General features: G+C 39.3%; 6 protein-coding genes. 3 read left to right on the forward strand and 3 right to left on the reverse strand.

Going from position 1 to position 5,215, the window contains the following annotated elements; translation table 11 throughout:
• Nucleotides 1–298: 298 nt before the first annotated feature.
• From lipA to BAZSYMA_RS05160, 3 genes are read right to left on the reverse strand one after another with little or no spacing between them, the layout of a single operon-like run.
• Complete coding sequence (gene lipA / locus BAZSYMA_RS05150) at nucleotides 299–1,246, reverse strand: lipoyl synthase (RefSeq protein ID WP_090716343.1); 948 nt, start codon at nucleotides 1,244–1,246, stop codon at nucleotides 299–301.
• Nucleotides 1,230–1,835 (reverse strand): lipoyl(octanoyl) transferase LipB, encoded by a 606-nt coding sequence (gene lipB, locus BAZSYMA_RS05155; RefSeq protein ID WP_090716346.1) that lies wholly within the window; start codon nucleotides 1,833–1,835, stop codon nucleotides 1,230–1,232. Before lipB ends, lipA begins: the two co-directional genes overlap by 17 nt.
• A 10-nt stretch (nucleotides 1,836–1,845) precedes the next feature.
• Nucleotides 1,846–2,130: a YbeD family protein gene (locus BAZSYMA_RS05160; protein ID WP_090716348.1), complete on the reverse strand. Its 285-nt coding sequence runs from the start codon at nucleotides 2,128–2,130 to the stop codon at nucleotides 1,846–1,848.
• A 63-nt stretch (nucleotides 2,131–2,193) separates the two neighbouring features.
• Between BAZSYMA_RS05160 and BAZSYMA_RS05165 the strand changes: the two genes are divergently transcribed.
• The 3 genes from BAZSYMA_RS05165 to BAZSYMA_RS05175 are packed head-to-tail and all read left to right on the forward strand — an operon-like array spanning nucleotide 2,194 to nucleotide 4,893.
• Nucleotides 2,194–3,234: an AAA family ATPase gene (locus BAZSYMA_RS05165; RefSeq protein ID WP_090716350.1), complete on the forward strand. Its 1,041-nt coding sequence runs from the start codon at nucleotides 2,194–2,196 to the stop codon at nucleotides 3,232–3,234.
• Nucleotides 3,234–4,574 carry a vWA domain-containing protein gene (locus BAZSYMA_RS05170; RefSeq protein ID WP_237731597.1) on the forward strand — a complete coding sequence of 447 codons (1,341 nt, stop codon included), beginning with the start codon at nucleotides 3,234–3,236 and terminating at the stop codon, nucleotides 4,572–4,574. Before BAZSYMA_RS05165 ends, BAZSYMA_RS05170 begins: the two co-directional genes overlap by 1 nt.
• Nucleotides 4,575–4,578: 4 nt before the next feature.
• Complete coding sequence (locus BAZSYMA_RS05175) at nucleotides 4,579–4,893, forward strand: rhodanese-like domain-containing protein (RefSeq protein WP_090716352.1); 315 nt, start codon at nucleotides 4,579–4,581, stop codon at nucleotides 4,891–4,893.
• Nucleotides 4,894–5,215 lie beyond the last annotated feature (322 nt).

The raw sequence follows: 5,215 nt of genomic DNA on the forward strand, positions 1-5,215 counted from the left end.
AAATTGTGTAGTAGAGAATGGATAGAATTAGTTTAGTTTATTTTTGAAAATGGTATTAGCTAGCCACGAAAAGAAAAAGTAAGTATTGTAATCGTTTTTGCATTTCGAAGAAGGAACTTAGAGAGATAATCAAGAGCAAAGCCAATACATCTTTAAACATATTTGGCGCTGTTCGAAGTGAGGTGGGTATTGGAATTAACTTAAAAAAATCAAATTACAGTTTTAAAACCATTTAGCCTCTTTCTGATAAATCACCATGTCTGTCTCTGGGGATGGCAAGCTGATGAAATTGGATGTTTTATCCAATAGACGCACCAGCTACCTGTAAATCTGCATGATACGATGAGCGTACCATAGGGCCACTAGCAACCTGAGAAAAACCCATTTGAGTTGCAATTACCCTGTATTTTTCAAATTGCTCAAGCGTAATGTATTCCTCAACCGCTAAATGGTATTTACTAGGCTGCAAATATTGCCCAAGCGTAAGCATATCTACATCGTGTGCTCGTAAATCAGACAGTACATCCAATATTTGTTGTTTAGTCTCACCAACGCCCAGCATTAAGCCTGATTTGGTAGTAACATCAGGATGTTGTTGTTTGAATGATTTTAATAACTTTAACGAATAGGTATAATCAGCACCTGGACGCACTTTTGGATATAGACTTGGCACAGTTTCAAGATTGTGATTAAACACATCTGGCGGGCAAGTTTCAAACACCTCAAGCGCTTTTTCCATTCTGCCTCTAAAGTCAGGTGTTAGTATTTCAATCTTTACCTGTGGTGTGGTTTGTCTAATCTGATTAATACATTGCTTAAAGTGACTGGCACCACCATCACGTAAGTCATCTCTATCAACTGAAGTAATGACCACATACTTAAGTTTCATTTTTTCAATGGTTTGCGCTAAATGCTTTGGCTCTTTGACATCTAATGGCTTGGGCTTGCCATGCGCCACATCGCAAAATGGACAACGACGGGTGCAAATTTGCCCCATAATCATAAAGGTCGCTGTACCGTGGTTAAAACACTCGCTAAGGTTAGGGCACTGTGCTTCTTCGCAAACGGTAAACAACTTCTGTTCTCGTAGTGTGCTTTTGAGTTTGTCAACTTTTGAACCAGAAGGGTGTTTTATGCGAATCCATTTAGGCTTTCTAAGTGGCGTACGCTCTGAATCAGGCTTAATTCTTAAGCGTGATACTTTTGATTCGCCTTTCAAGGCTTTGATTTCAACTTCTTGTGACATGATTCATTAAGATTTTAGTAAGTTTATTGGCAACGGTTTCAAACCGGCTATTATCCGTTAAATTTGACAGTTGTGTTACTGCTAAGCCCTGATATCCACAAGGATTTATCTGAGAAAAGGGAGAAAGGTCCATGTTTAAATTTAAACTCAATCCGTGATAAGTAATACCATTTTTCACTTTAAGTCCTAATGCGGCAATTTTTGCACCTTTTACATATACACCAGGCGCATCTTCTTTTAACTGCGATTCAACATCATAAGACTTCAGCAAGTCCATAATTGCTACTTCCATCAGTGACACCATCTTTTTAACCCCGATACCCAGTCGTTTTAAGTCAATTAAACAATACACAATCAATTGCCCAGGGCCGTGGTAGGTGATTTGTCCGCCACGGTCGCTTTGTACCACAGGAATATCGCTGGTTTGTAATAAATGTTCAGGCTTGCCAGAAATACCCTGCGTGAATACAGCAGGGTGTTCAACAATCCACAATTCATCTTCACTATCGGCTTGACGCTTGGCAGTAAATATTTTCATTGCCTCCCAAGTCTGCGTGTAGTCTTGCAGTCCTAAATTGACAATTTTCATATAGAGGTCTTTACAGTATATAAGCGACCAAAGGGTGGTCTTGCAGTTCTTTATTGATTGAATCGAGTTGCGACACGCTGGTTGCAACAATTCTAACAGTGTAGGAAATATAGTTACCTTTAGTGCTTTTTTTGCTGCTAATTTGACTCAAATGAATCTCACCTGCATGGCGTTCAATAATGCTACACATTTCACTGTGTAATTCTTTGCAGTCTTTTCCCATGATTTTAACAGGGTAGTCGCAAGGAAAGTTAAAAATGGCTTCTGGTGTGGGTTTTGGATTAAGCTTATTCATATTGGGTAATTTTATCGTCTATTGCTATAAAATAGTGTCAATTTTAATATTTTCAAGTTAATTATGCGTCCAGAGCAAGTCAGTATTATTTTAAATCAAGAATTTGAATCCGTGCTTCACGGTCATCATACGCCTGTTATGTTGTGGGGCGCACCAGGGATTGGAAAATCCCAAATCATCTCTCAAATTGCTATGGAACACAATGTAAATATGATTGATATTCGTCTGTCACAAATGGAGCCGAGTGATTTACGCGGTATTCCTTTTAAAAATGGTGAACAAGTAGATTGGGCAATTCCCTCGTTATTGCCTGATGAAAAACGACACGGCAAGCAAGGTATTTTATTTTTAGATGAGATTACTTCGGCGCCACCCACTGTTTCTGCTGCGGCTTACCAGCTTATTTTAGACAGGCGTTTAGGGGATTATGTAGTGCCACAAGGCTGGGTAATTTTTGCTGCTGGCAATCGCCAAGGTGATCGTGGTGTGACTTATTCAATGCCAGCACCTTTGGCAAACCGTTTTTCACATTATGAGCTTGATGTCAATTTAGATGATTGGGTGGATTGGGCTTATAAAAATAACATTGATGAGCGAATTATTGGTTTTTTGCGTTATCGCCCTGAGCATTTATTTGAGTTTGATTCTGCGCACAATCCTGTGGCTTTCCCATCACCAAGAACTTGGGAATTTACGCATCGCGCTTTGCAAAAATTTGATGATAATTTGAATTTATTTAGAGCCGCTGCCAGTGCCTGTGTGGGTGAAGTGGCGGGTATTGAGATAGCCACCTTTATTGAACATTTAGAAGATTTGCCAGATTTAGATGCGATTGTGAATGGCGAATCAGTTTCAATCCCAGATGCCATCGACCTTCAATATGCTATTTGTTCGGCGTTAGTCGGTAGAGCGATTAGTGTTAAAGATCAAGACAACGCCCAACAGGTTTGGGGTAATATTCTCAATTTTGCCCGCGATTTTCCGCAAAAAGAATTGGGTGTAATGCTGGTATCTGATATGCAGCGTGCTATCGGCGAAGAAATTTTTGCTATTCCAGAGTTTGCCGACTGGGCAAGCAAAATTGCGGACACCTTATTTGACTAGTGGACAAACAATCGCATTACCCAACATGGCAAAACAAGTCTTTAAAACTTGAAAAAAAGGTTGGCGTAGTCGGCGAAGACATTGTCCCAACAGAGGAAAAACACACACTTAGCACAGAAGAGTTAAAGGCTATTAAAGCGCGACTCACTAAAGCACGCACGCAACTGATATTGGATAAGCCCTTCTTAGGTAATTTGGTATTGCGCCTACCTTTAATAGTGGCGGATTCTTGGTGTAAGACCAGTGCTACTGATGCTAAAAGTTTTTATTATAATGCTGATTTTATTGATTCATTAAATAATCATCAAATCAAATTTGTTTTAATTCACGAAGCACTACATTGTGCGTTGACACATTTTGCACGACGGGGCAATCGAACTAAGCACAAGTGGGATTTAGCTTGTGACTTTGCCATTAACCCATTATTAGTCAAAGAGGGTTTTCATCCGCCAATTGATGTGCCGATTTTTCAACAATATGTAGGGATGATTGCTGAGGAAATCTATCCAATGATTGACGGTAATCTTAATCAAGAGCCAATGGATCAGCACTTATATGATGACCAGGCGAATGATGATTCTCAACAATCAGAGGGTGGCATGCGTGAAGATCAACTACAACAAGAGCCTAAACCGAAAAGCAAAGCCAGTGAAGGTGAGCAGAGCAGTGCATCTTCTTTGGCGCAACAGCCTGCCAAGCTACAACCTGATGAGATTGAGAAGCTTGCTAGCGAGTGGCAGAAAAACCTTGCTTCAAGCGCACAACTTGCACAACAAGCAGGAAAATTTGATGGGGAATTTGCTAAATTAATTGATTTTTTTTTACAGCCTCAAGTTTTATGGCAATCCTTATTGGCGCAATATATGTCAACATTTGCACGAGATGATTTTAGTTACTCTCGTCCATCACGCAGAACAGGCGAAGCGATCCTGCCTTCGCTTAAATCTCATCAGATTGACATTATCGTGGCAATCGACACTTCTGGCTCTATTTCTCAAGAAGAAGTGAATGAGTTTGTCTCAGAAGTGAGTGCCATTAAGTCTAATTTGCGTGCCAGTATTACACTGCTTGCCTGCGATGATAAGCTTTGTGAACACTCGCCTTGGCGCTTTGAAGCTTGGGATGAATTACAATTCCCTGCTTCTTTGGGTGGTGGCAAAGGCACTAATTTTAACCCCGTATTTGACTATATCAATGCTCAAGACAGTGCCTGTGATGTGGTTATTTATTTCACCGATGCCAAAGGTGTATTCCCTGAAGTAGAGCCAAATTATCCAGTTATGTGGCTCATTAAAGGCAAAGAGTGCACACCTTGGGGTACTCGCATACAGCTCAATTAAACTTATGAAAGATTTTAGCGTCATTGAATTTGAAACTTATTTAAAAAACAATCAACCTTTATTGTTAGATGTGCGAGAACAATGGGAGTGGGACAAATGTCATTTTGAAAACGCCAAATTATTGCCGATGGGGCAGATTATGAGCAATATAGATTCATTAGACAAAACACAAGAAACCGTTATTATTTGCCATCATGGTATTCGCTCTATGCAAGTGGCACGCTATTTTGATTCTATTGGTTTTGAAAGAGTTATTAATTTGTGTGGCGGTATTGATGCTTGGGCAAAGACAATTGACCCTTCTATGCCGTTATATTAATTTCAAAGAATGCGTTAAATGCCTTATGTGCTTGTTGTGTTTGATGTATGTCTATCAATTGAAATCTAACTTTGGTAGTTAGGTGTTGTTGTGCAAGTTTGACTAAATCTAGCGAAAATACAGTTACAAGCTTTAAGGATTTTTAAGATCTTAAGATATCCCAAATCCAAAAATAGAACCAAAAAATCCAAAAAATAATTTTCTCACATAAAAAACTACTTTTCAACCAGCCAGTCTATGATTATTACTAACAGTCAACTAATCAGAAGTCTTGAATTCACATCATAAGTGCAACACTTCCATTTAAAAAATTGTAATGGTC

This window comes from Bathymodiolus azoricus thioautotrophic gill symbiont (genome assembly GCF_001298715.1).
Lineage (GTDB): Bacteria > Pseudomonadota > Gammaproteobacteria > PS1 > Pseudothioglobaceae > Thiodubiliella.